General features: G+C 33.8%; 28 protein-coding genes. 9 read left to right on the top strand and 19 right to left on the bottom strand.

All coding sequences use genetic code 11. The features are described from left to right. Window positions 1-63: 63 nt before the first annotated feature. The 3 genes from ACKC83_RS15275 to ACKC83_RS15265 all read right to left on the bottom strand — a co-directional run bounded on the left by ACKC83_RS15275 (window position 64) and on the right by ACKC83_RS15265 (window position 3162). Window positions 64-2289, bottom strand: coding sequence for a TonB-dependent receptor (locus tag ACKC83_RS15275; RefSeq protein ID WP_434036172.1), 2226 nt, complete (start codon window positions 2287-2289; stop codon window positions 64-66). Window positions 2290-2350: 61 nt separating this feature from the next. Beyond that, the gene (locus tag ACKC83_RS15270; RefSeq protein ID WP_434036171.1) at window positions 2351-2698 is read right to left on the bottom strand and encodes a hypothetical protein; all 348 of its coding nucleotides are present in this window, start codon (window positions 2696-2698) and stop codon (window positions 2351-2353) included. A 68-nt stretch (window positions 2699-2766) separates the two neighbouring features. Further along, window positions 2767-3162, bottom strand: coding sequence for a hypothetical protein (locus ACKC83_RS15265; protein WP_414034703.1), 396 nt, complete (start codon window positions 3160-3162; stop codon window positions 2767-2769). Window positions 3163-3213: 51 nt separating this feature from the next. Between ACKC83_RS15265 and ACKC83_RS15260 the strand changes: the two genes are divergently transcribed. Beyond that, window positions 3214-3342: a hypothetical protein gene (locus tag ACKC83_RS15260; protein WP_414034702.1), complete on the top strand. Its 129-nt coding sequence runs from the start codon at window positions 3214-3216 to the stop codon at window positions 3340-3342. Window positions 3343-3383: 41 nt separating this feature from the next. Here the strand turns inward: ACKC83_RS15260 and ACKC83_RS15255 are convergent, their stop codons facing one another. Next, window positions 3384-3836, bottom strand: coding sequence for a hypothetical protein (locus tag ACKC83_RS15255; protein ID WP_434036170.1), 453 nt, complete (start codon window positions 3834-3836; stop codon window positions 3384-3386). Window positions 3837-4033: 197 nt separating this feature from the next. Here ACKC83_RS15255 and ACKC83_RS15250 point away from each other — a divergent pair, with 197 nt between their 5' ends. Further along, window positions 4034-4867, top strand: a complete 834-nt coding sequence (locus ACKC83_RS15250) for a hypothetical protein (RefSeq protein WP_434036169.1) — start codon at window positions 4034-4036, stop codon at window positions 4865-4867. Between the two features lie 45 nt (window positions 4868-4912). After that, window positions 4913-5587: a haloacid dehalogenase type II gene (locus ACKC83_RS15245; RefSeq protein ID WP_434036168.1), complete on the top strand. Its 675-nt coding sequence runs from the start codon at window positions 4913-4915 to the stop codon at window positions 5585-5587. A 434-nt stretch (window positions 5588-6021) separates the two neighbouring features. Here ACKC83_RS15245 and ACKC83_RS15240 read toward each other — a convergent pair whose 3' ends face one another. The 5 genes from ACKC83_RS15240 to ACKC83_RS15220 all read right to left on the bottom strand — a co-directional run bounded on the left by ACKC83_RS15240 (window position 6022) and on the right by ACKC83_RS15220 (window position 10447). Beyond that, window positions 6022-6843 carry a sulfurtransferase gene (locus tag ACKC83_RS15240; RefSeq protein WP_434036167.1) on the bottom strand — a complete coding sequence of 274 codons (822 nt, stop codon included), beginning with the start codon at window positions 6841-6843 and terminating at the stop codon, window positions 6022-6024. Between the two features lie 60 nt (window positions 6844-6903). Then, complete coding sequence (locus ACKC83_RS15235; protein ID WP_434036166.1) at window positions 6904-8400, bottom strand: S10 family peptidase; 1497 nt, start codon at window positions 8398-8400, stop codon at window positions 6904-6906. Between the two features lie 61 nt (window positions 8401-8461). After that, window positions 8462-9226 (bottom strand): TIGR02757 family protein, encoded by a 765-nt coding sequence (locus ACKC83_RS15230; RefSeq protein ID WP_434036165.1) that lies wholly within the window; start codon window positions 9224-9226, stop codon window positions 8462-8464. Continuing rightward, window positions 9223-9738 (bottom strand): CPBP family intramembrane glutamic endopeptidase, encoded by a 516-nt coding sequence (locus ACKC83_RS15225; protein ID WP_434036164.1) that lies wholly within the window; start codon window positions 9736-9738, stop codon window positions 9223-9225. The genes ACKC83_RS15230 and ACKC83_RS15225 overlap by 4 nt, the downstream gene beginning before the upstream one ends. Window positions 9739-9784: 46 nt before the next feature. Next, window positions 9785-10447: an ABC transporter ATP-binding protein gene (locus ACKC83_RS15220; RefSeq protein WP_434036163.1), complete on the bottom strand. Its 663-nt coding sequence runs from the start codon at window positions 10445-10447 to the stop codon at window positions 9785-9787. A 239-nt stretch (window positions 10448-10686) separates the two neighbouring features. Here ACKC83_RS15220 and folE point away from each other — a divergent pair, with 239 nt between their 5' ends. Continuing rightward, the gene (folE, locus tag ACKC83_RS15215; RefSeq protein ID WP_414035074.1) at window positions 10687-11283 is read left to right on the top strand and encodes a GTP cyclohydrolase I FolE; all 597 of its coding nucleotides are present in this window, start codon (window positions 10687-10689) and stop codon (window positions 11281-11283) included. Between the two features lie 56 nt (window positions 11284-11339). After that, a complete protein-coding gene (locus tag ACKC83_RS15210) occupies window positions 11340-11651 on the top strand; it encodes a hypothetical protein (RefSeq protein WP_414034692.1) in 312 nt (103 codons plus the stop codon). Window positions 11652-11688: 37 nt separating this feature from the next. Here the strand turns inward: ACKC83_RS15210 and ACKC83_RS15205 are convergent, their stop codons facing one another. The 5 genes from ACKC83_RS15205 to ACKC83_RS15185 all read right to left on the bottom strand — a co-directional run bounded on the left by ACKC83_RS15205 (window position 11689) and on the right by ACKC83_RS15185 (window position 16084). After that, window positions 11689-13968 (bottom strand): TonB-dependent receptor, encoded by a 2280-nt coding sequence (locus ACKC83_RS15205; protein ID WP_434036162.1) that lies wholly within the window; start codon window positions 13966-13968, stop codon window positions 11689-11691. A gap of 58 nt (window positions 13969-14026) precedes the next feature. Further along, window positions 14027-14359: a hypothetical protein gene (locus ACKC83_RS15200; protein WP_434036161.1), complete on the bottom strand. Its 333-nt coding sequence runs from the start codon at window positions 14357-14359 to the stop codon at window positions 14027-14029. Window position 14360: 1 nt separating this feature from the next. Beyond that, window positions 14361-14855, bottom strand: coding sequence for a DUF6787 family protein (locus ACKC83_RS15195; protein ID WP_414034689.1), 495 nt, complete (start codon window positions 14853-14855; stop codon window positions 14361-14363). 25 nt (window positions 14856-14880) lie between these two features. Next, the gene (locus ACKC83_RS15190; protein WP_434036160.1) at window positions 14881-15321 is read right to left on the bottom strand and encodes a DUF6146 family protein; all 441 of its coding nucleotides are present in this window, start codon (window positions 15319-15321) and stop codon (window positions 14881-14883) included. A 118-nt stretch (window positions 15322-15439) separates the two neighbouring features. Next, complete coding sequence (locus tag ACKC83_RS15185) at window positions 15440-16084, bottom strand: DUF937 domain-containing protein (RefSeq protein ID WP_434036159.1); 645 nt, start codon at window positions 16082-16084, stop codon at window positions 15440-15442. 183 nt (window positions 16085-16267) lie between these two features. Here ACKC83_RS15185 and kdsB point away from each other — a divergent pair, with 183 nt between their 5' ends. Genes kdsB through ACKC83_RS15165 form a run of 4 tightly spaced genes read left to right on the top strand, consistent with a single transcriptional unit; the run spans window position 16268 to window position 19379 of the window. Next, window positions 16268-16996, top strand: a complete 729-nt coding sequence (gene kdsB / locus ACKC83_RS15180; RefSeq protein ID WP_434036158.1) for a 3-deoxy-manno-octulosonate cytidylyltransferase — start codon at window positions 16268-16270, stop codon at window positions 16994-16996. Further along, on the top strand, window positions 16987-17691 hold the full coding sequence (locus ACKC83_RS15175; RefSeq protein ID WP_434036157.1) for an HAD family hydrolase: 705 nt from the start codon (window positions 16987-16989) through the stop codon (window positions 17689-17691). Before kdsB ends, ACKC83_RS15175 begins: the two co-directional genes overlap by 10 nt. A 29-nt stretch (window positions 17692-17720) precedes the next feature. Further along, entirely contained in the window at window positions 17721-18803 is a 1083-nt protein-coding gene (locus tag ACKC83_RS15170) for an iron-containing alcohol dehydrogenase family protein (protein ID WP_414034684.1), read from the top strand. A gap of 24 nt (window positions 18804-18827) precedes the next feature. Beyond that, window positions 18828-19379, top strand: coding sequence for a 1-acyl-sn-glycerol-3-phosphate acyltransferase (locus ACKC83_RS15165; RefSeq protein ID WP_434037791.1), 552 nt, complete (start codon window positions 18828-18830; stop codon window positions 19377-19379). On the opposite strand, the gene ACKC83_RS15160 is transcribed toward ACKC83_RS15165, so the two are convergent. From ACKC83_RS15160 to ACKC83_RS15140, 5 genes are all read right to left on the bottom strand, one after another. Beyond that, a complete protein-coding gene (locus ACKC83_RS15160; protein ID WP_414034683.1) occupies window positions 19376-19702 on the bottom strand; it encodes a DMT family transporter in 327 nt (108 codons plus the stop codon). The genes ACKC83_RS15165 and ACKC83_RS15160 overlap by 4 nt on opposite strands. 40 nt (window positions 19703-19742) lie before the next feature. Continuing rightward, entirely contained in the window at window positions 19743-20525 is a 783-nt protein-coding gene (locus ACKC83_RS15155; RefSeq protein WP_414034682.1) for a DUF3050 domain-containing protein, read from the bottom strand. Between the two features lie 164 nt (window positions 20526-20689). Further along, a complete protein-coding gene (locus ACKC83_RS15150) occupies window positions 20690-21418 on the bottom strand; it encodes a YebC/PmpR family DNA-binding transcriptional regulator (protein WP_414034681.1) in 729 nt (242 codons plus the stop codon). Window positions 21419-21488: 70 nt separating this feature from the next. Continuing rightward, complete coding sequence (locus tag ACKC83_RS15145; protein WP_414034680.1) at window positions 21489-21782, bottom strand: 4a-hydroxytetrahydrobiopterin dehydratase; 294 nt, start codon at window positions 21780-21782, stop codon at window positions 21489-21491. 54 nt (window positions 21783-21836) lie between these two features. Further along, the gene (locus tag ACKC83_RS15140; RefSeq protein ID WP_414034679.1) at window positions 21837-22667 is read right to left on the bottom strand and encodes a sugar nucleotide-binding protein; all 831 of its coding nucleotides are present in this window, start codon (window positions 22665-22667) and stop codon (window positions 21837-21839) included. Window positions 22668-22689: the final 22 nt, after the last annotated feature.

The raw sequence follows: 22689 nt of genomic DNA, 5'->3' as shown, positions 1-22689 counted from the left end.
TTAATTAATCTCCAGCTATTCTCGTGATGTTTTAACACCGATTTAAGTGTTCTAATTAGAATGTTATTTAGTCGGGATTTTATAGCGCACACCCAAATAAAATTCTCTTCCCCGGGTTGGACCCCAAACTGAACTGGTGTCAAAATATTCGCCAAACGGATCTTGCCAACTTAAAATGGGCTGTTCTTGTCTAAAATCGAAAATATTCTCGCAACCAGTGTACAATTCGACACGGTTTAAATTATAGGTAAATTGTGCATTTAATATAGCGTAATTTTCAGAGAAATCTGGTCGTCTATACACTTCAGGATTACTTTGGGTATCTGGTAAACGTTGCTCCCCGTACCAATGAAAATTTACATCCATTCTATATGTATTAGATATAGGCTTATACCCTAAATTGGTCACGACCTTATGCTTCGGATTAAAAGGGAGTAATTCTTTTTCGCCATCTATTTCACGATAAACATCTAAATAACTGTAGCCTGTTTTAAATTCGAATTGCTCGTATATATTTAGCGATACTTCCGCCTGAAATACATTACTCACACTCTTCCCTCTAAAATTTTCTATGATAGCTTTTGTCGGATCGGTATCATAATCAGGGAAAATCTGATTTTTAAAATTGGTATGATAAAAATCCGCACTAAAGAATCCATTGAAGTTATTGGTTTCAAATTTTTGGGTGATATTTATTCCTGTATTTAATGCTTGTTCAGGTTCTAAAGCTTCTTTAAAAACAATATCTCTGGAACTTACTAATAAACCAATGTTTTCACTAAATAAATTTACCGTACGCCAACCAGTACCAACATTGGCACGGATAATAGTTTTCGGCGTCATGTCGTATTTTAGGAGTGTACGTGGCGTTACTTTGGTTCCAAATTCATTATGATTATCGACACGAATACCGGCAATCCACGTTAATTTATCATCTAATAATGTCATGGTGTTTTCAGCAAAAGCACCAATTATATTTTCATTTCTAAAATAATCACCATCATAAGTTCGGTTTAAAGCATTATAGGTAAAGGCAACATCCTCATCAATATCTAAATGTTTAAAACTTATTCCCGATTTTAAGGTATGTGCGCCATAGTTAAATTCATGTTGCAGATTTGCAAAAACATTTGTTTGCTCGGCGTCATATTTTACTGTTCCAAAATAAGAATTCTGATTTTGGTAAAAACTAGAGGCGTACAATACAAAATTATGTTGATCGTTCATTCTATAGCCCGTTTTAGTCCACACTTCCGGCTGATTAAAATTCACGGTTTGTCCGTAAATATCATGACTTCCCTTGTCGGTATCTGCATTAAAATTAGTTTGGCCACCAATACGCTGTTCGTTTACAAAGCGTAAACCAAGCTCACTATTCCAACCCCAATGTGCTTCGTTACCATATTTTAAAGTATTAAAAACCATATAGCGGGTAAGTTTAGGTAAGTCTAAAAAGGTATCCTCATCTTTGTCGAATGCATTGGCGGGTTGCACAGTAGAAACTGCAGTAAGATTGCTCCATTTTCCTTTTTTAAACGCATAATTGGCATTAAAATGTTTTTCTGAAAAACTATTTATATAGGCGTTTAGCAGAAGCATATCGGTATGCGCTGGATCTTTGGTTTCCACATTTATCTGGCCACTAATACTTTCAAAGCCTTGCAATACACTATTTGCGCCTTTAGAGATATAAATATTATCGACTAAAGTTCCTGGAATACTACTAATACCGTAGGTGTAAGATAGACCTTGAATCATGGGAAAACCATTAATTAACACCTGATTATATACGCCTGAAAGCCCAAGTATACGAAGCTCTTTAGAATTTGTAATTACATTTGTAGTCTGCGCTTGCACGGTGGTTTGTGTTTCAAAACAACCTGCCAAATCGCAACAAGCGGCTTTTGCCAATTCGGTTTGTGTAAGCAACTCTGTTTTTATCGGACTTAAACTTGAGATAATAACACCTTCACGCTGACTCTTAATTACAACTTCGTCTAGAGATTCTGATGCTGCTAAAATGACATTAATTTCGGATTGATCGCTAATTTCTAGTACCTGAGAAACGTGTCCAACATAGCTCACAATAAGAGTTTTGTTTGAAATGTCTTTAGTGGTTAATTTATAGCGACCATTAATATCGGTGGTAATACCTATAGCTGTGTTTTTCCAATGTAAACTGGCACCAGCAAGTGGTTCGTTATTAGTGTTGGTGACTTTTCCTGAAATGTGTTGTGCCGACAAGACATAGGGGAATAGCAAACCAACAACGAATATGAATATTTTCATTGTTTGAATTTTAAAGTGAAACAAGCAAGGTGTAATTAATTTACACCTTGCCTACATGTAATTACTGTTTTACTTTATAAGGTCTGTCGTTTGGATCTTCGCAACCCGCTGTGTTTTGGATCGCTGTAAAAATATCTTGTTCGGATACTAATGCTGGATTAAATGCAATTTCGAACTGGGTTGTTGGTCCTGTTTTTCCAGGTACACAAGCATTTACACCTTCTAATTTTTGAACGTTGGCAGAGATTGTTTTTAAATCGCTAGAGCATGTTATCCCTTTTACTTTTGGAGAAATGGTTTTAGTCGATGCTGTGATTTCTGTTTTTTCTTCTGATGATTGTGCGAAAGTTACGGTTGTAGAAGCTAATGTAAATGTAATTGCTAATGCGAAAATATGTGATAATTTCATGTGTTCTGATATTTTGATTTGTTTAAAAAGATTTAGAAGCGCTAGTGCGATTCGATAACGGTACTATCTTATGAAACAAACTGTGGCGGTTGCCAAAAATCAGAAATAAATTGTGAAGCTAAATACGATTGATATCCGAAAAATTGTTCGGTTGAAATACTAACATAAGGCTCTAATGAAAAAGGATAATGAAAACTTACCAATAGGCAAGAGCAACACGCTTTAAACGGATTGCAATTGTCGGTTTTACCATTGTTCTCTTGATGCTCTGTGTTTTCAATATTCGAAACACTGGCAGAAGTAATTGAACAACATGGTTTCTGAACCTCAGAAGTTAGTAACAGCTCATCGTTCCCAGATTTAACCGAAAGCGATAAGACCATAATGGCTAATATGTATGCTAAGAATTTCATTGCTTCACAAATATATAAATTCTGAAGTTGAATTGGTAAGGTCTTAAACAAATGTTTTACTTTTATGGTAGACTAATATGATATGCTACAATACACTACCTTATGGATATATATGATGAAATTGAAAAACTTAAAAAAGAAAATAAGTCGTTAAAACAAACAAACATGATTCTAACCATTTTTGTAACTGCAACAGTGGTGATTATGATTTACAATAATTTTATAGCGTAGTCGTCCATACGCTTAATTACAAACAACTAAATTATTGAACACTAACGTTTTTGAGCATATGTGAATTTTTCAAACTTCTTAGGTAATTCGTTTGTAATTTCTAGCTTGTTAGACGTTACTGTTGGTTTAATCATAATTACTTTTGTCTGATTATCAATTTCAACGGTATGTTCACTTTTCATATTTACAAAATCAATATGAAGCAATTTAAACTGATACGCCTTTGGTTTAAAATTTAGAATAGCATATTCGCTTGGTCTAATTTGGCCTAATGGTATATTATCAATCCAAACGTTTAATCTCGCGGTATTATCCGCAGTGTGTAAGATGTTGGCACCATTGTAAATAAGAACGTCTCCATCGCCTAATTCATCGAGGTTTACATCTTCAATATCTGTTTTTACAAAGGTGTATTCCGAAGTAATAGGTTTTAATCCGCAAGCATTAAACAAAGGTATTGCTAGTATTAAAAATAGAAGTTTCAGCGTTTTCATAACAATATGGGAGTTTGGGCAAACATTTTATTTCTAATACAAACATATACAATTGTAGGTATAGTTTTTTGAGATATTATTGAAAATAAAAAAATCATTTTAGAAGGTTTAAAATCCTTTTAGAAATAGATGTAAGGAATTAGTTTGTAAAGCCACTAAACCCATTAATTTTGCACTAACACTTGAAAAAAAATAACATGAGAAACATTTTAACAATTGGTATGATTTCCGTTTTTACTTTGGCATCTTGTAAGAATGAAAAGAAAGACGTACAACACGAAGTAACTGAGAAAGAGGTTATGGAAACTACGCCTGAATTTACAAATAAAGGGCATGAGTTGGTTTATAATATGACTCAGAAAGTAGGGGATTACAACAAACTGATGAGTAAAAATGATGTTGTTTATACTTACACCTACCAAACTCCAGATGGTAAAACCGATGTGACTACAGAAAAGTATATGTTTAATGGGGAGTTATCTTACGGAAAGTATACCAAACACGAAAGATCACTGGCAGAATTAGAAGGTACTATTGAACAAGGTTACGACGGTAACGAATACTGGTTAAAACATGAAGGTAAAGTATTAACAGATTCCATGTATTTAAAGCGCGTTGCGTTTAATAGACCTACAAATTTTTATTGGTTTACAATGATGCCAAAATTAATGGATCCAGGCGTGATTTATGAGCACGTAAAAGAACAAACTGTTGCTGGCGTGGATTACGATGTTGTAAAAGTAACATTCGAGTCTCCCGACGGGAAGCCAAAAGATATTTACCAATTATACATTAATAAAGAGACTAGATTGGTAGATCAGTTTCTGTTTACTGTTATGGATTTTGGAAAATCGGATCCGTTATTAATGGAACTAGAATACGAAAATATCGATGGTATATTATTGCCTACAAAGCGTAGATACAAAGCATCTAATTGGGATGCAGAAGTAACCGATGGGCCATGGGTTTTAGTGAATTGGACAGACATTACATTTAATAACGGTTTAACTAAAGCCGATTTCACTAAATAGAAGTACCGTTAAAGCTTGCCATTTTAATCTTAAAATATAAACCTTATGAAAAAAGCAGTATTCTTTGATATGAACGAAACCTTATTAAATTTAAGTGTGCTTAAAACTGAATTTGATAAGCATTTCGATGACGTTTTCGTGCTTAAATATTGGTTTACAAAATTACTTCACAGTTCTACCGTAATGGGTACTATGGATACGTATAAGAATTTTGGAGAGTTGGCCGATGTAGCTTTAGAAAATTTGTTTTTCGAAACCAATACACATTTATCTTCCGAGGTAAAAACAGAAATTCTAGGAGCGTTTAAAAAGTTACCAGCTTATAATGATGTTATTCCCGCAGTAAAAAAACTTAGGGAACATAATATTCGGGTTATAGCAGTGTCTAATTCGTCTTTAGAGATGATAAAGGAACAATTAACAAATGCAGGTATTATTGAATATTTCGACTCGTATTATTCTGTAGACGATGTGAAGAAGTACAAACCTTTTAAGGATATCTATATCTCTGTAGCAGAGAAAGAAGGTTTACAGCTTAAAGATATTGTGATGGTTGCGACTCACGATTGGGATTTATTCGGAGCTAAAAAAGTAGGATTATCAACGGCTTATATTAAAAGGAAGAAAGAAATTTATCATCCGTTTTATTTGCAAGCAGATTTAAAATCTGATGATTTAAATGATTTGATGGAACAAATCATCACAATGAAATCAAATTAGAACTTTTTTAATACAATGATAAGTATAGAAGAACAGTGTTGTAAAACACTGTTCTTTTTTTGTTTAAAGCATCGATTTATTTAATGTCTCATATCTAGATGTATCCATTGAAGCAAAAAATTAAAAAGACTTTCCCAATCTATAAAACCCCACAGCAAGGGAATAACAAAGAATAAACTTACTACATAAACAGACCAGTTATTACCGTTCTTAGACCACCATTTAATAAGCTGATAAAGTAGAAAATAGTAAATAAATAAAATGCCAAAAAGTAATCCGAATAAGAGTACCAAGTCACCAAAGACTGCAGAGATAAGTATTAAAACCCCTAAACTATAAAGTATAACTTTAGTAAATTGTTTTAAAATGATCATTAAAAATATGACTGATTATGTTTAAATGTTTGTTTCTATTAAAAGAAAAACAATATGTTTTTATTCCGTTTTAACTTTCTCACCCCATTCGGTCCACGAACCATCATAGACCGCTTTTTTATTTTTTAATATGCCTTCGGAAGCCAAATACATAACACAAGCTGTTATGCCCGAACCACAACTAAAAACAATAGGTCGGTCTTCATCTTTGAGAGGTTTAAAAAGTTGTTTTAGATGGTCTTCACTTTCAAATTTTCCGTTGTTAAGTACCTTGGTATAGGGTATATTGATGGAATTATCAATTTGTCCGCTTCTAAGTCCTTCACGAGGTTCTTTAACGACGCCATTAAATCGGTCTTCAGAACGCACATCAACAACCAGTTCTTTTTTAGTGGTTAAGTTATTAAAGACGTCATCGAATCTTCTTACGATTTCAGGGTTTAAATTGGCTTTAAAATTTCCTTCTGAGTAATTGCTTTCAGTTTTTGTTTCTGTAGGAAATCCTTTAGAAATCCATTCTGGTAAGCCTCCATTTAAAACATACACTTCCTGATGTCCCATAGATTTAAATAACCACCAAACCCGCGGACTAGAATAAATACCGTTGGCATCGTAAACCACAATTGTACTATTCGCATTAATACCTAATGCTTGTGCTTCTTCTTCAAATTGAGAAGGAGAAGGATATGCTGTAGGAAACGGATCGCTTAAATCGCTAAACTTAAATTTAAGATCGAAATACCGCGCATTTTTAATCTGAATATTTTGAATGTCTAAAGGTTGTTTTAAAAGCTGATTCTTCAGCGTGCAATCTAAAATAATTACATTTTCAGTATTCAATTTATCATTCAACCAAGAGGCCGATACTATGGATGGATTCATATTTTGCATTAATTTATTTCTGAATAATGAGATTGTCTTGAGTTTAAATATATTAATAATTTAGTCTCTGGTGTATTTCGCTGCTTTTCCTTTGCTTGAGGCCTGTTCTATAAATTCACGAATATCGTCGTTTGCAGATATTAAATCATCTTTTCTAAGATACATCATGTGGCCACTTCTATAGCCTTTAAATGTAAAACGGTCTTTTAATTTACCACTAGGGTCTATTTGTCCCATAGTGTACTTAGCTGCAAAATATGTTGTTGCACCGTCGTAATATCCAGACTGAATAAGTACTTTTAAATATGGATTTTCGGCCATAGCTTGTCTTAAATCATCTCTTACATTATCATTTCTTTTGTCCCAAGGATGTACGTTTCCAAACATATTATATTTAATATCTGTTTTAAAATTTAAGTGTTCCCTGATGTAGTAGTTTATTGCGGGAGTAAAAGAATGCGACCAAGAACTAATTTCTGCATTGTAATCTGGAGAATTTCCTGATTCTGTTTTGTCAATTCCTAAATATCTAGAATCTAAACGGCCGATAGTCTGACCAGATTTATCACGTAATAAGGCTTTCCAAAAATAAGAGGTTGGGACATCTAAATTATATTGTATTACTTCCTTCTCTGTTAATCCAGAGAAATGGGCCACTTGTTTTGCAACCTCTTGTTTTTCTGTTTCAGAAATAAAACCGCCTTTTGCTATGGCTGGCATCAGGTTATTAATAGCATAACTTTCAACTTCTGGTAAAAGGTCTAATAAATCTTTTTGCTGTAATTCTGGAGGTAACATTTTGTGATACCACGCTGTAGCGGCATAATATGGCAAGTTTAATGCAGAATATACCGGTTGTCCAGTGCTATATAATTTATAATCTGCTGGCGATACCATAATCACACCATTTAAATACATCCATTGGCGAGATTGTAATTCGTTTGCTAAGCCCATAACTCGGGTTCCTCCATAGCTTTCTCCAATAAGATATTTAGGAGATTCCCAACGGTTTTTACGGGTTACAAAAGTATTTACCCATTCGGCTAAATATTTAATATCGGCATTTATACCAAAAAAGTTATCACGCTCAGGAAGTTTTCCTTCTTTATTTGCTACCATTCTGGAATATCCTGTATTTACAGGATTTACGTAAACTATATCTGCAATGTCTAAAATAGAATTAGGATTGTCTTTTACACCATAAGGTTGCACTGGATAGCCTTCATCATCCAGATTTAAAACTTTAGGACCAGTATAGGCAATATGCATCCATACCGATGCAGAACCCGGTCCGCCGTTAAAAGAAATAAGCAGTGGTCTGTTGGCCTTATCTTTAACATTAGTGCGCTCGTAATATGTATAATATAGGGTCGCCATAGGATCTCCTTTTTTATCCCAAACGGGTTGAGTTCCGGTAGTTGCTGTGTAGGTAATACTTTTATTTTTAATAGATGTTGTATGTGTCGTAACAACCATCGTATCAATTGGAATTTTACGAGATTGCGAAAAAGCACATAGTGTAAATAGCATTAAAATAAGGGCGTATACGTGTTTCATGAAAATTATTTTATTTGAAGTTGAATAATAATATAAGCTTATAAATATAATAAAATGGAGGTTAAAACCCTTCGAACACACCAAGTCCAAATAGGGCGAAATCGTATTTTACAGGGTCAGTTTTATCCAGTTTGCGTAAGGCTAAATCCAATTCATTTAGTGCTTTGCCATCGTTTTGCTTTCTAGATAATAGTTTTAGTTTACGAGCGACATTGCCTGAGTGCACATCTAACGGACATGATAACTGAGCAGGCGAGAGGGTGTTCCAAATACCAAAATCTACCCCAGTATTGTCGTTTCTTACCATCCACCTTAGAAACATATTAATACGCTTTGCAGCAGAATTCTTCATCGGATCACTAATATGCTTTTGTGTGCGCTGTAAATGTTCCGCTTCGAAAAATACCTTTTTAAACTGATGGATTGCCGGTTGTAAAGAATCTGTGTCTGCGTGTTTTGCGAATAGTGCTTCTAAACCGTAATGATTGGTGTAAATATGTTTTAAACTGGTAATGAATTGTGCAAAATCGGCTCCGTTAAACGTGCGATGAACAAAAGCATTTAAGGTGTCTAAATCCGTTTCGGAATGATTCATTACAAAATCGTAAGGTGAATGGTCTAGTAACTCCATCATATGATTTGCATTCTTAATAATGCTTTTTCGATTGCCCCAAGATATTGTAGCGGTTAAAAATCCAGAGATTTCTATATCTTCTTTCAGTGTAAATTGATGTGGGATTTGTATCGGGTCGCTTTCAATAAAATTAGGGTTATTGTATTCAATTACTTTGGAATCTAGGAAATCTTTTAATTCAGTTTTTGTCATAAATCTGGCATGAATAAAACGGCAGGAATAATTAAAATACCGTTGTAAATGGCGTGGAATAATATGGAATATATCAAGCCGTATTGTATACGAATGACTCCAAGTAGGAGTCCGATTACTATTTGAGGTCCCACTAATATAGGAGCTAATATTAAAACGTTTCTGGTGATTTCGAAATTTGTAATATGTATAAGACCAAACGTTATAGCAAAGAAGTAAAAAACGTAGATAAAATATTTAGTATGGAATAAGGTAATTGGACCTCTAAAAAATAATTCCTCTAAAATAGGAGCAACTACAACACCAAGTAGCACTATAACGTAAGGCGGATAATCTTCGAATAGCTTTGTAGACGCGTGATCTTCAAAACTAACGTAACCCATCGTTTCAATTATGGAGAAAACAATGGTAAAGCAAAAATTAATAATAAAGGCTATAATAAGTGCCGATATAAACACTTTTGCCTTAGAAAATCCATCAAAAAGATTTTTATCTTCTAAATTGGGGGCCATTAAAAACGATATAAAACGTTTTATAATACTGTTAAATTTCTCTATTTTAGATTGTAATATCTCCATCTACCATAACTAGTTTTCTGTCGGCTAAATTGGCTAATTCTTCATTATGAGTAACGATAACAAAAGTTTGCCCGAATTGTTCGCGTAATTTAAGAAATAGGCTGTGTAACTGCTCTGCAGATTCACTATCTAAATTTCCAGAAGGTTCGTCGGCAAAGATTAAACTCGGATTGTTTATTAAAGCTCGAGCTACTGCAACACGTTGTTGTTCTCCACCTGAAAGTTCATTAGGTTTATGATTGTAACGATGCGATAATCCCAAAAAGTCTAATAATTCCTTCGCTCTTGGTTCTGCTTCACTTGGGTTACTTCCTTTAATATAAGCTGGAATACACACGTTTTCTAAAGCCGTAAATTCTGGTAATAGTTGATGAAATTGAAAGATAAAACCAATATGTTCATTTCTGAATTTAGCGAGTCCTTTTTCCGATAAATCTTGAATGTTAACACCGTTGATAACGAGTTCGCAAGACTCTGTTTTCGAAGGAGAATCTAAGGTGCCTAGAATTTGAATTAAAGTGGTTTTTCCAGCTCCAGAAGCGCCAACTATTGAAACAATTTCTCCTTTTTTTATATGAAGATTTACACCTTTTAGAACATGAAAATCGTCGTAATATTTATGAATGTTTTTAGCTTGAATCATGCATTGTAATTAAGCTGATTAAAGTAATACTTTAAAAACGAACTCACAAAAATTTAATAGATTTTGATTTATACGGATTTGGTATTACTGCTTAATGTGTTGCGGTAGAACTAAAAGGAATGAAGTACTACTTTACGCATGTACAGCGCGGATTACCTTCTTACGAATTTTGTAAATGCTCTATTTTAGAACTGTAAAGATTAAAATCTCTACCTTTGATATCTCAAAATAAAACAGCGATGCCATATAAACATTACGAAGAGTATAATTTAGAAACGACAGATCGTATAAAAGCACAATACGAATCTATTATTGATGATATTGGGGAGGATGTGTCTCGCGAAGGCTTACAAAAAACGCCCGAACGTGCCTCTAAAGCCATGCAGTTTTTAACTCAAGGATATGATTTAGATGCCGCTGAAATTTTAAAAAGTGCGATGTTTAAAGAGTCGTATAATGAAATGGTTATTGTAAAAAACATTGAATTATATTCCCTTTGCGAACACCATATGTTACCATTTTTTGGAAAAGCGCATATTGCTTACATTCCTAACGGGCATATTGTAGGATTAAGTAAATTACCTAGAATTGTAGATGTTTTTGCAAGACGTTTGCAAGTGCAAGAACGCTTAACCAAACAGATTTTAGATTGTATAAACGATACCTTAAAACCTCAAGGCGTAGCAGTGGTTATTGAAGCGAGCCATATGTGTATGATGATGCGTGGTGTACAAAAGCAAAACTCGGTTACTACAACGTCAGGTTTTCGTGGACAGTTTGAAAAAATTGAAACGCGGAATGAATTCTTAAAGTTGATAAGTGCAGATTTGTCATAAAACATATTTGGTATGTTTCTTGCAATTAAGGAGTTACATAACACTAAACGATATTTATGTCAAGAACTAAAAATTATAAAAAATTAGCCCTGTCTTTACTACTAGATGGCGTAGGGTTTTTAAGTTTTGTTTTTCCTGGGATTGGAGAATTTACAGATATTATTTGGGCTCCAATTTCGGCATATATCATGACTAAATTATATAAAGGGCAGCAAGGTAAAATCGCAGCAGGAATTTCGTTTTTAGAGGAAGCGATGCCAGGATTGGATGTTGTACCAACATTTACTCTCATGTGGTTTTATACCTATGTATTTAGTTCTAATAAAGATAATGCCAAAACAATAAAATCAAAAAAGTCCCTAATTTAAGGGACTTTTCTATTGATAATTCTTAATGATTTTAAGGCTATATTTTATACGTTAAGCCTACACTAATATTTCGTCCTATATTATAAATACCATCAGATTTTAATCTAGATAAGTGATTAATATATTGTTTATTGGTTAAGTTACTTCCGGTGATACTAACATTTAAAGTATTATTAAACACTTGAAAATCGCCTCCAAAACCTGTACTTAAAAGATTATACCCGTTGGTATGGGTTTCAAATGCACTTACTTGTTTTTGTGCTAAAGTTGAACTTAGTTTTACAAAAGCAAACCCTTTTTTAATCCAGTTGTTTTCAAACTCCACTCGGATTGTGTTTTTAAAGTTGTTAGCAGGAATTAAAGGTAAATAATCTCCCGTATCTTGTTTTCCTGTAACCGTTTCAAAACTACTTTCAAAGTGTAACCAATGTATAGGGTGCGGATGGTAATGAATCCCAACTTCTCCACCGTATAATGCCGCATCGTCCTGAAGGTATAAGTAAACAGGGTCGTCGTCTATCAACTCGCCATTAGGAGATAGGTATATGTAATTATTTACTTTGTTGTAAAATCCGTTTACAAATACTTCAATATGTCTGTTTTTATATTCTAAAGCTAAATCTGTCTGGATGTTTTGTTCGGTTTCTAAATTAGCATCTCCAATTTCAAAACGATTTGTACCTTCGTGCGAGCCATAAGATGTAAGTTCGGCAAGGTTTGGTGCTCTAAAACCAGTTGCAACATTTAAACGCAAGGAAGTGTTGTTTGCAATATTTGTCTTTATACCGGCAGCCCCGTTAAAACTGTTATATGTTTTATCTAAATCATCTTCGCTAGATATCGTTCTATTGTCAAATCGTGCTCCTAATTGTATATCCATTTTATCGAAATGAATATGAGACATGGCTAAAATACCAATATCATTAGTAGTCGCATTTGGTATTAAAGTTTCTTCGCCGTAATTGGTATTGGTCTGATTCATACCTTGAGCGCCAACAATAGTTTCGAACTTTCCTAAAACAGGCATATGGTATTTTACATCGTAATTAAATGTCTTTAATTTCATGTGAAGTGCAGGATGTAAGTCCTCTAGATCGTCGTGGTCGTCATGATCGTCATGATCATCTAATACATCATCCGTATCGTGATCGTCATGATCATCATGATCGTGTTCATCGTCATGATCGTCGTGATCATGTTCTTCCTCAAATTCTTTCCTATCGTTATATAAATACCCTAGAGTAATGTCTAAACTAGAATCTTTAAAAAAGATATTAGATTTAGAACTAAAGATATGATTTGTAATTTGTTGGTATGGTAATAGTGGCGATTTGTTTGTAGACTGCGCTCCAATACCTTCTGGAATTCCTAATTTAGAATCGTTTAAATTGTATCTAAATTCGGTTTTAAAGTGGGTGTCTTGGTATCCGAAACCCGCTTTTAAATCTTTTTCTTTAAATCGAGTGTTGGTTACGCGGTAATCTTTAGTATCGTAATCGGCATGTTCTGCTAGACTACCACGGATTAAAAATTTAAATCCGTTACCAGATGTTTTATACCCTACGTTAGAGCTTATTCCTTGAGTGTTTCCGTAATATGTAGCACCAAAATCACCATGAGTTTCATCTTGATTTGCAAAACGTTCAGGATTTAAATACAACACACCTCCTAAAGCATCGCTCCCATAGAGTAGGGAAGCAGGACCTTTAATAACTTCTACACTTTCAATTCCGGCATCGCTTACACCTAAACCATGCTCGTCTCCAAACTGCTGATTTTCTAAACGTACGCCTTGGGTGTAAACCAAAACACGGTTAGAGCTTAGTCCGCGAATTACAGGTTTTCCAATACTCATTCCTGTACTTATACTTTCTACACCTGGAATATTGGTTATGCCTTCTGCAAGAGTTACGGCACCACTAGCTTTTAAATCGGAAATTTTTGCGTGTTCTACTTTCATCACATTATCGCGCTGTAATTTATGAAATGGTGTAGACACAATCACTTCTTCCATTTCTGTAACCGATGTGTTTAGTGTAACTTGCAATGTACCAGTATAAGGTACTGTAATATTTTTAGAAAAGGTTTCGTAGCCCAGAGACGAACACACTAATTTATAAGTTCCCGCTGGGAGGTTTTCAATTTTAAAATTTCCATTTTCGTCTGAAATACCACCTTTTTCAAGTTGGGGGAAATAAACGTCGGCATACGGAATTGAAGTTTTGGTCGCGTCTTCAGTAACTCGACCTTGTATTATATTTTGTGCTACAACAGGAGAAGCAATAAAACATAATAACGTAATTAAGAATAATCTCATTGTTGTTATATTTAAAATAAGTTAAAACACTGATGGTTATTTGTTTGTCAGTCTGTGTTTAAATATAACTAGGAGGTCCTCGTAAGGAGAAATGACGTAATTGAAACGTACTTAAAAAGTAATATTGAGATGTAATTAATTCGTGATTTTCTTCAACAAAAGGAATGTCTTCAAAAATTACAGGAATTGTAAAATGATGATTTAATTGAAATTTATAGAACTCACAATCTATATCTGCCGTGTGTAAATGTGTTTGGTGTTCGCCATGGCAAACTTCACGTTTATGTACTTCAAACACATGCGTAAACTTCACAAAAGAAGGTGTTAGCAAGGTAATTACTATAAAAAATGTGAAAAGTTTAAAAACGATATGTTTTTTTACGTTTTGCATATTAATCTACAAACCGTTTTAATCCAAAACGGCGTAGCATTTTCTTTTCAAATTTCCAGAAAAATTCAAACTGACCGAAAAGCCATCCGAAGAAAACCAATAGAATCTGATAAAAAATAATTCCTACAAGTATGTATAGTGTCCAGTATAAAAACGGACTTAAATTATCTTTGGTAATGCCTAGCCACTTAATAATTGGGCGACCGATAAATAAAGATGAAGATCCAGTAACGGCAAACACCATGAATACACGAATCATTTCCCATTTATAATCTAAAACCCATTTATTTTCTAACTTTTTAAATAGAAATAAGAAGAATTTTAAAAGTACATAAGTGAGTAGTGCTGTGCCTAAAACTAGCAGCATACTGTTTGTATCCCCGAAAATTAATCGAGAAATTTTAAAGGCACTATATATTAGAATTAGAAATCCGGTAATTGGAAAGACAAATTGCCAATTTTTCTCGATATCCCAATGTTGTTTAAATTTTTCCATAAATCATTGCAGCTGCAAATATATATTAAATTCTAGGAAAAGCGCCAGACAATTTCTGATTGTATTTTAACTGAAAATAAATGAAATAATTATACATTTTGTAATTCACTTCGTAGCCGTAATCTATATCGGGTCTATAATCTATAGTTAATTCGTATAAATTAGGATCGTACCGAGATGGCATTCGTACTCTATTATTCCATTCTACAACATAAATATAATTTTTAGATTCTAAATACTGTTGTGAATAATAACCTTCAGGTTTGGCTGTGCTTAATAGCCAACTATTAAATCCGGGTTCTATAATAATGACTTCATATTCTAGGCTGTCATTTTCAATTCTAAGGGTATCATTCTCCGAAATATTCACTTCGGATGGAATAGAAGAAGTCGTCTTATTGATTTTAGTGGAATTACATCCAATACAACACAGACTTATTATAATAACAAAATATAGCGCTTTCATAGTTTCATGCATTTTATTAAAATTACAATTTTTAGTTCAGACATAAAAGTATGCGATGTTAAGACACAAAAAAGCCAAGTAATTTAATACTTGGCTTTTAATATATATGTTGGCGTTTCTATTTAAGCAAATCGCCTAACATGCCACCGAGACCACCATTGTCTTTAGAGCTTGTTTTTCCATCTAAAAACATACCAGCAACATCGTCTACGATACTACCATCACCATCTGCATCTAATATAGATTCTAGAAAACTTTGTTCTTGTTGTGGAGAATTCCCTTGAACTAATCCACCTAGCATACTTCCTAAATCACTTGAATTTGTAACGTTATTCTGGCGTTTTTGTTGACCTAAATATCCCATAATAAGCGGAGTGGCCATTTTTAGAATTTGAGAAACGGTTCCCGCATCAATTCCTGATTTCTGACTTAAAGCGTTTTCTACATTGGCTTGTTTCGGACCTAAAACACTGTTTAAAACCTGACTACCTTCATTAATTTCACTTGCGTCTACACCACCATTAAAGTAACCTTCTAAGTTATCTAAAATACTGCCGTCATGTTTGTCGTTTAATGCATTTAATATACTATCGGCTCCTTCTGGAGAGGCCTTAGCATTTCTATTCATTGCTTGCATTAGCACGGGTAGTGCCATAGTTAGTAAATCTCCTGTTTTGTTGGTGTCCTGACCTGTTTGACCAGCAAGGTTGCTAACAAGACCTTTTCCTAAGTCACTGTTTAATAAATCTAATATACCAGACATGATTTTGTTTTTTTTAATTAAAATTTTAAGGAAGATACAAAAAATGGATATAATTTATGTGTGCCATTATATTTTATTTAAAAGAAGGTCGTTTAGAATGCAGTCTTATAAAAAGTTTAGGAGAAAGCACACCAATTTTGTTCTATAAATGTCCTATTTTTGAAACTGACTTAGTTTTATTATATGAAGATAATTTCAATGATTCCTGCGCGATATAGCGCGTCCCGATTTCCAGGGAAGTTAATGCAAGATTTAGGCGGAAAAACAGTAATCTTGCGAACTTACGAAGCGACTGTGGCTACTCATTTATTCGACGATGTTATTGTGGTTACAGATAGCGATATTATCTATAAGGAAATTATAGATAATGGCGGTAAGGCCATAATGAGTATTAAAGAACACGAATGTGGTAGTGATCGTATTGCTGAAGCTGTTGCCGATTTAGACATAGACATTGTGGTTAATGTTCAAGGAGACGAACCTTTTACAGATGTAGAATCGTTACGTAAATTAATAGAAGTCTTTAAAGATGATGCCGAAAAACAAATCGATTTGGCTTCATTAATGGTACACATTACAGAGCAGGACGAAATTAATAATCCGAATACTGTAAAGGTTATTGTCGATAATTTTAACTTCGCTTTATACTTTTCTAGAAGTCCAATTCCTTATCCGCGAGACAAAGATGTTGGTGCTAAATATTTTAAACATAAAGGCGTTTATGCCTTTAGAAAGGATGCCATTTTAGATTTTTATAAGTTGCCAATGAAGCCTTTAGAAGCTTCAGAAAAAATTGAATGTATTCGGTATTTAGAATACGGCAAGCGCATTAAAATGGTAGAAACAGATGTTCAGGGGGTAGAAATTGATACGCCAGAAGATTTAGAACGTGCTAAAAAATTATGGAAATAGATTACAGTAACATTAAAGTTATAGGTTTTGATGCCGATGATACGCTTTGGGTTAACGAAACCTATTTTAGAGATGCCGAAGACGCATTTGGTAAGTTGTTATCTAAGTACGAAACCAAAAACCAAATCGATCAGGAGTTATTTAAAATGGAGCTTAAAAACTTACCAATTTATGGGTATGGTATAAAAGGTTTCGTGCTATCTATGGTTGAGTTGGCTTTAGAATTATCTAATAACACCGTTTCAAATACCACTATACAAGCTATTTTAGATATTGGAAAAGACATGATTAGTAAGCCTGTCGAGTTGTTAGACGGTGTAGAATCTGTGCTAAAAACACTATCAGAATCGTATCGCTTAATTGTAATCACTAAAGGCGATTTATTAGATCAGGAACGCAAGTTAAAGCAATCTGGATTACTTCATTATTTCCATCATATCGAGGTGGTTAGCGATAAAAAAGAAGAAAACTATTCAAATTTATTGAATCACTTGGATATTAAACCAAGCGAGTTTTTAATGATTGGAAATTCGTTAAAATCGGATGTACTACCATTAATAAATCTCAAAGCACAGGCCGTTCATGTCCCATTTCATACCACATGGATTCATGAACAGGTAACAGAACAAGAAACAAATGGTAAAGCCTATAAAACGGTACAGCAATTATCGGATTTGTTGCCGTTTTTAAAATAAGATAAACATACATTATTACGCAATATATAATGAATTTTAAAAATTTTCCTATGGTGTCCAATGTCGTTTTTGGACGAGGTAGTTTTAATCAGCTAGAAGAAATTTTACTTTTAAAACGATTAAATGTAAACGCACCATTTATCTTTTTAGTAGACGATGTATTTCAGGGTAACGAAGCGTTAACCTCAAGAATTCCGCTGTCTTATGAAGATGAAATAATTTTTATTTCGGCCGAAGAAGAACCTAAAACATCACAAGTAGATGCCTTAGTAGAACATATAATATTAAAGTTTAAAGACCGCCCTTCAGGAGTTATTGGAATAGGTGGAGGTACGCTTTTAGATTTAGCAAAAGCGGTGGCTATTATGTTAACTAACGAAGGTGAAACACATGAATATCAGGGTTGGGATTTAGTTAGAAGACCCGCTATTTATCATGTAGGTATTCCTACAATTTCGGGTACGGGTGCGGAAGTGTCGCGTACAACGGTATTAACAGGACCAGAAAAAAAATTAGGAATTAACTCAGATTTTACACCGTTTAATCAGGTGCTTTTAGATCCAGAACTTATTTCGGATGTGCCTAAACAGCAGTGGTTTTATACGGGTATGGATTGTTATATTCACTGTATAGAATCGCTTACAGGAACCTACCTTAATGCCTTTAGTCAGAGTTATGGCGAGAAAGCATTAGAGTTATGTAAAGACATTTTCTTGGGAGATCATTTGTCGAAAAAAGAAGCCGAAGATAAATTAATGATGGCGTCTTGGCATGGCGGAATGAGCATTGCCTATTCGCAAGTGGGCATTGCGCATGCTATGAGTTATGGTTTGTCGTATTTACTAGGAACAAAACATGGTGTTGGTAATTGTATTGTTTTTGATCAGTTAGAAGAATTTTATCCTGAAGGCGTGAAAATGTTTAAAGAGATGAAAGCCAAACATAATATAGAATTACCACAAGGTATTTGTAAAGATTTAAGTGATGCCGATTTTAATAAAATGATAGATGTAGCCTTAGGTTTAGTGCCACTGTGGGAGAATGCATTGGGGTCGAACTGGCAAAAAACAATAACCAGAGCGAAGTTACGTAGCATGTACGAACTCATGTAAGGTATTTTAAAGTAAAACAATATGATGAAATCGCTATATAAGTTTATTTATTTTAAACTGATGAAATGGAAGATTATTGGTGATTTTCCAGCCGATTTAAAGAAGTATATGGTAATTGCGGTCCCTCATACCAGTTGGCATGATTTTTATATTGGTTTATTACTTCGAAAAATAAAAGACACACCTATAAATTTTATAGGAAAGAAAGAACTCTTTAAAGGAGTTTTAGGTTGGTACCTTAAACAAGTTGGAGGTGTTGCTTTAGATAGAACTCCTGGGCAAAATAAAGTGCAATCTATTGCTAAAATGTTTGAAACTCATGACGAGCTTCGGTTAAGCTTGGCTCCAGAAGGCACACGAAAAAAAGTAACCGAATGGAAATCTGGGTTTTATTATATTGCTAAAGAAGCAAATGTGCCTATTGTTATGGTAACATTCGATTTTGGTAAAAAGCAAAATAAAATTTCAAAACCCTTTTATCCAACAGATAATATGGAAGCCGATTTTAAATATATGAAAAGCTTTTTTAAAGGTGTAAAAGGTAAAGTGCCAGAATATAGTTTTGAGGTCGATTAATGCGACACATATTTTAAGCCTAAAATGGAAAGTATCAATGTAGAAATAAAGAATATGCGCCAAAAATCGGCTGGTTCCTTAAAAATAAAAATACCTACTAAAACGGTTCCAACCGCCCCAATTCCAGTCCACACAGCATAAGCGGTACCTATAGGTAAGGTTTCGGTTGCTTTAAGTAAAAGGGTCATACTAATGGCCAAGCATATTACAAAACCAATATACCAATAGGTAGCAATAGTACCTTCGGCATATTTTGCTTTTCCTAAACAAGTGGCAAAACCAACTTCGAATAGGCCAGCAATTACTAGTAAAATCCAATTCATACCTTTAGCGGTTTAAAAAATAAAAAAGAGGAGTAGCGTATTAAGCTAGCTCTTCTTTTTGTGTTTTTATAATGTTATAAATATTGTCCCAAAGTATCACTCTATGCTCTAAAGCTTCTTTAGCAACAGTTAATACTTCTTCCCATTTTACCATATCTGTACCGCAAAGTTCGTGAAGCATTTTGTAAGCGACCGCGCGATGATTTTCTTGTTTTAAATACAAATAACGATTTAATAAAAAGGTAAGTTTAGTACACGGATTATCTTCAGTTTCAATATTGCTCACAATATTTAAAACCTTTTCAGAATTAATATCTTCTCTTCCAAAAATAAATACAGCAGCCATAACATGAGGCTTTTCTTTCGCTATAATATTAAACGTGAACTCAATAAAATCTTTTATAAAATCAGGAATATAGACCAGTTTGGCAGCTTTAGAAACCGGTATTTTATTTTCTATAAGCTCTGTAAATGTTGTAATAAGCGTGGTATTGGCTCCAATCTGTTCCATACCATCTAAGTACATTTCAAAATGACTTTTAGTTTGTCCTAATTCGTTAACATCACTTTCTTCGGCGGCAACGATTTCATTTATAAATTTGAATATCTCAGGGTTTTTATTAGGTACCCAAGGTAATTTAAAAGACGTGTATTGTAATTGTAATGTTTTTACTAACGACATAAAATCCCATGTGGTATAGACATGGTGCTCCATGAACAATTTTACATCCTCCGTAGTTTGAAGGACGTTGTATAATTTATGATTACGAATTTCGTGTTGTAATTGCGATAATTCTGATTCTATACGCTTAATGTAAGACATATGATAAAATAGGTAAATGTTTTTAAGGATTCCAAATTTACAAAACCCTCATCAGTTATTTATAGGTTTTAAAATTTTATTCATATTCATTATACTTAAAAAATTGAATAAAAAAAGAGGACGTGTATATAGTCCTCTTTAATACCTTTTATTTTAATAAAGTTCTATTCTTCCTCTTCTGTAGATTCTTGCATAGTGTGGTACACGTTTTGCACATCGTCGTCCTCTTCAATCTTTTCTAAAAGTTTCTCTACATCTGCAGCATCTTCTTTAGATAACGCTTTTGTAACTTGTGGTATACGTTCAAATCCAGAAGATAGAATTTCTATTTCTCTAGCTTCTAATTCCGATTGAATAGCTCCGTAACTTTCAAAAGGCGCGTAAATCATAATACCATCGTCGTCTGCGAAAATTTCTTCAGCACCAAAATCTATTAATTCTAACTCTAACTCTTCAGGATCTAGTCCTTCCGCATTAATTCTGAAATTACACGTATGGTCAAACATAAATACTACAGAACCCGAAGTACCTAAGCTTCCGTCGCATTTGTTAAAATAACTACGAACATTGGCTACAGTTCTGGTGTTATTATCGGTTGCTGTTTCTACTAAAATAGCAATTCCATGAGGTGCATAACCTTCAAAAAGGACTTCTTTAAAATCGCCTAAACTTTTGTCGCTTGCACGTTTTATGGCACGTTCTACATTGTCTTTAGGCATGTTAACGGCTTTGGCATTCTGAATTACCGCCCTTAATCGCGCATTACTATCCGGATCAGGACCACCTTCTTTAACTGCCATTACAATGTCTTTACCAATACGAGTAAATGCTTTACTCATGGCAGACCAACGTTTCATTTTGCGTGCTTTACGAAATTCAAAAGCTCTTCCCATTTCTTATGTATTTTAATTTTGTATTAAGTCGGTTGCAAATTTAAAGAAAATAATACCAACTGTGATAAATTTAATCGTCTTCTGGTTCAACTATAGATTCTATTGCTTCTGCCAATTTAAAATCTTTTGCCGTAACTCCTTTTTCACTGTGAGTGGTTAATGTTATTGTAAGTACATTATACACATTTGTCCATTCTGGATGATGGTTTAGGGCTTCACATTCAAAAGCGATACGGCTCATAGCGCTAAAGCAATCTTTAAAATTTTCAAATTCAAATTCGGCATGTATAGCGTCTTCATAATATTCCCATTCAGGAAATTGTAATAAACGTTTTTCAATATCGTTTTCTGATAATTTGCTCATAATTAATTTCTTTTTTGTGCTCTTAAAAATAGTGCTTTTTAAATTTAAAATCAATCAGACTTGCAGTTCTGTTAAGATTTGTTTACTTAAAACTTGTAAGTGATTGGGTAATAGATTTTCTTTAGGTAAAACGGCCAAATAGCGATCGTTATTTGTGGTGTAAACCTGTTTTAAAATCGGGTTAAATAATCCGATAGATGAAATTATCTCTGCGATGAATTCGTCATGATGCACCAAATCGGAACTGCCTAAATGGAAGATACCAAATGCGTCTCGATTAATTAAATAATGAATTTGCTGTGTGATTTTAGAATCTGTAGTCACATTCATTATTAAATTCGGAAAGATTTCAATGGGGGTTTTCTCGTGTAAATGCTGTTTTATTTCTTTTATCCTTGGCGATTGTGTTCCGAAAACCATAGGCAGTCTTAAGATGACCACTTGTTTTACGGGTAGTCGCATAAGCATATTTTCAATTTTAATTTTGAAATGCCCGTAAACACTATGACTTAAGGTTTTATCTAATTCGTAGCTTGGAAACTGACTGTAGGCATCGAAAACATTAGCCGAAGAGATAAAAATAAGTTTTGTATTTGTAGCTAGTATATACTCGGCCAAATGGGTGTGAGCGATCACTTGAGCTGAAAAATCGCCTCGAACAGCCGAAATAATTATGGTTGGTCGAACGGCTTCAAGAATTTCAAAAACATCGTCTTCTTCAACATTATATTGAAAAAAATGATGATTATCTTCAAATTCTTTTCGCGCTATATTGTAAGTTCCAAACGTATTAAAATAGGAGCAAAGCTCTTTATATATGGCATTGCCAATAAAGCCACTTGCTCCTAAAATTAATATTCTATGTTTACTTCTGTTCTCCTTCATGTATCGTCTTCCTGAGAAGTAA

Origin of the sequence: Formosa bonchosmolovskayae, from assembly GCF_051016085.1 — a bacterium.
In the GTDB taxonomy this organism is placed as follows: domain Bacteria; phylum Bacteroidota; class Bacteroidia; order Flavobacteriales; family Flavobacteriaceae; genus Formosa.
Note: the sequence above shows the minus strand (reverse complement) of the source record. Positions and strands in the feature narration are given on the sequence as shown.

What these genes read in the sequence shown, in the direction of transcription:
- folE (WP_414035074.1), top strand. Translation starts at nt 10,687, where the DNA reads ATGCCATATAAACATTACGAAGAGTATAATTTAGAAACGACAGATCGT.
- ACKC83_RS15270 (WP_434036171.1), bottom strand. Translation starts at nt 2,698, where the DNA reads ATGAAATTATCACATATTTTCGCATTAGCAATTACATTTACATTAGCT.
- ACKC83_RS15245 (WP_434036168.1), top strand. Translation starts at nt 4,913, where the DNA reads ATGAAAAAAGCAGTATTCTTTGATATGAACGAAACCTTATTAAATTTA.
- ACKC83_RS15185 (WP_434036159.1), bottom strand. Translation starts at nt 16,084, where the DNA reads ATGTCTGGTATATTAGATTTATTAAACAGTGACTTAGGAAAAGGTCTT.
- ACKC83_RS15150 (WP_414034681.1), bottom strand. Translation starts at nt 21,418, where the DNA reads ATGGGAAGAGCTTTTGAATTTCGTAAAGCACGCAAAATGAAACGTTGG.
- ACKC83_RS15225 (WP_434036164.1), bottom strand. Translation starts at nt 9,738, where the DNA reads ATGGCCCCCAATTTAGAAGATAAAAATCTTTTTGATGGATTTTCTAAG.
- kdsB (WP_434036158.1), top strand. Translation starts at nt 16,268, where the DNA reads ATGAAGATAATTTCAATGATTCCTGCGCGATATAGCGCGTCCCGATTT.
- ACKC83_RS15175 (WP_434036157.1), top strand. Translation starts at nt 16,987, where the DNA reads ATGGAAATAGATTACAGTAACATTAAAGTTATAGGTTTTGATGCCGAT.
- ACKC83_RS15160 (WP_414034683.1), bottom strand. Translation starts at nt 19,702, where the DNA reads ATGAATTGGATTTTACTAGTAATTGCTGGCCTATTCGAAGTTGGTTTT.
- ACKC83_RS15195 (WP_414034689.1), bottom strand. Translation starts at nt 14,855, where the DNA reads ATGGAAAAATTTAAACAACATTGGGATATCGAGAAAAATTGGCAATTT.
- ACKC83_RS15155 (WP_414034682.1), bottom strand. Translation starts at nt 20,525, where the DNA reads ATGTCTTACATTAAGCGTATAGAATCAGAATTATCGCAATTACAACAC.
- ACKC83_RS15250 (WP_434036169.1), top strand. Translation starts at nt 4,034, where the DNA reads ATGAGAAACATTTTAACAATTGGTATGATTTCCGTTTTTACTTTGGCA.
- ACKC83_RS15220 (WP_434036163.1), bottom strand. Translation starts at nt 10,447, where the DNA reads ATGATTCAAGCTAAAAACATTCATAAATATTACGACGATTTTCATGTT.
- ACKC83_RS15260 (WP_414034702.1), top strand. Translation starts at nt 3,214, where the DNA reads ATGGATATATATGATGAAATTGAAAAACTTAAAAAAGAAAATAAGTCG.
- ACKC83_RS15205 (WP_434036162.1), bottom strand. Translation starts at nt 13,968, where the DNA reads ATGAGATTATTCTTAATTACGTTATTATGTTTTATTGCTTCTCCTGTT.
- ACKC83_RS15255 (WP_434036170.1), bottom strand. Translation starts at nt 3,836, where the DNA reads ATGAAAACGCTGAAACTTCTATTTTTAATACTAGCAATACCTTTGTTT.
- ACKC83_RS15145 (WP_414034680.1), bottom strand. Translation starts at nt 21,782, where the DNA reads ATGAGCAAATTATCAGAAAACGATATTGAAAAACGTTTATTACAATTT.
- ACKC83_RS15240 (WP_434036167.1), bottom strand. Translation starts at nt 6,843, where the DNA reads ATGAATCCATCCATAGTATCGGCCTCTTGGTTGAATGATAAATTGAAT.
- ACKC83_RS15235 (WP_434036166.1), bottom strand. Translation starts at nt 8,400, where the DNA reads ATGAAACACGTATACGCCCTTATTTTAATGCTATTTACACTATGTGCT.
- ACKC83_RS15140 (WP_414034679.1), bottom strand. Translation starts at nt 22,667, where the DNA reads ATGAAGGAGAACAGAAGTAAACATAGAATATTAATTTTAGGAGCAAGT.
- ACKC83_RS15170 (WP_414034684.1), top strand. Translation starts at nt 17,721, where the DNA reads ATGAATTTTAAAAATTTTCCTATGGTGTCCAATGTCGTTTTTGGACGA.
- ACKC83_RS15165 (WP_434037791.1), top strand. Translation starts at nt 18,828, where the DNA reads ATGAAATCGCTATATAAGTTTATTTATTTTAAACTGATGAAATGGAAG.
- ACKC83_RS15210 (WP_414034692.1), top strand. Translation starts at nt 11,340, where the DNA reads ATGTCAAGAACTAAAAATTATAAAAAATTAGCCCTGTCTTTACTACTA.
- ACKC83_RS15200 (WP_434036161.1), bottom strand. Translation starts at nt 14,359, where the DNA reads ATGCAAAACGTAAAAAAACATATCGTTTTTAAACTTTTCACATTTTTT.
- ACKC83_RS15230 (WP_434036165.1), bottom strand. Translation starts at nt 9,226, where the DNA reads ATGACAAAAACTGAATTAAAAGATTTCCTAGATTCCAAAGTAATTGAA.
- ACKC83_RS15190 (WP_434036160.1), bottom strand. Translation starts at nt 15,321, where the DNA reads ATGAAAGCGCTATATTTTGTTATTATAATAAGTCTGTGTTGTATTGGA.
- ACKC83_RS15275 (WP_434036172.1), bottom strand. Translation starts at nt 2,289, where the DNA reads ATGAAAATATTCATATTCGTTGTTGGTTTGCTATTCCCCTATGTCTTG.